Source organism: Aquiflexum gelatinilyticum, from assembly GCF_024741135.1.
Taxonomy (GTDB): Bacteria; Bacteroidota; Bacteroidia; order Cytophagales; family Cyclobacteriaceae; genus Cognataquiflexum; species Cognataquiflexum gelatinilyticum.
In genome coordinates, this window is record NZ_JANSUY010000048.1 from 1 (window position 1) to 338 (window position 338).

Genomic DNA, 338 nt, shown 5'->3' on the forward strand with positions numbered 1-338 from the left:
AAGTCGGTGGGGTAACCTTTTTGGAGCCAGCCGCCTAAGGTGGGACAGATGATTGGGGTGAAGTCGTAACAAGGTAGCCGTATCGGAAGGTGCGGCTGGATCACCTCCTTTCTATGGAGAATTGATGAACGCTGTTCATCAATAAAGTTTCCGTGTTTCGTTTTGTTCAGTTTTGAGAGAACTATCTCTCATATATAAATGTATGTTCTTTGAAAACTAGATAACAGTGTAGCTCATATTTTTTAATTTTTAGTTTGGTTAAGTTAGAAAGGGCGCACGGTGGATGCCTTGACACTAGGAGTCGATGAAGGACGGGACTAACGCCGATATGCTTCGGG

At 43.8% G+C, this 338-nt stretch carries 2 rRNA genes; both read left to right on the forward strand.

Features of this window, described 5'->3' with window-relative positions:
• Positions 1 to 111: ribosomal RNA gene (locus NU887_RS21095) — 16S ribosomal RNA — on the forward strand; the annotation flags it as partial.
• Positions 112 to 256: 145 nt separating this feature from the next.
• Positions 257 to 338: ribosomal RNA gene (locus NU887_RS21100) — 23S ribosomal RNA — on the forward strand; the annotation flags it as partial.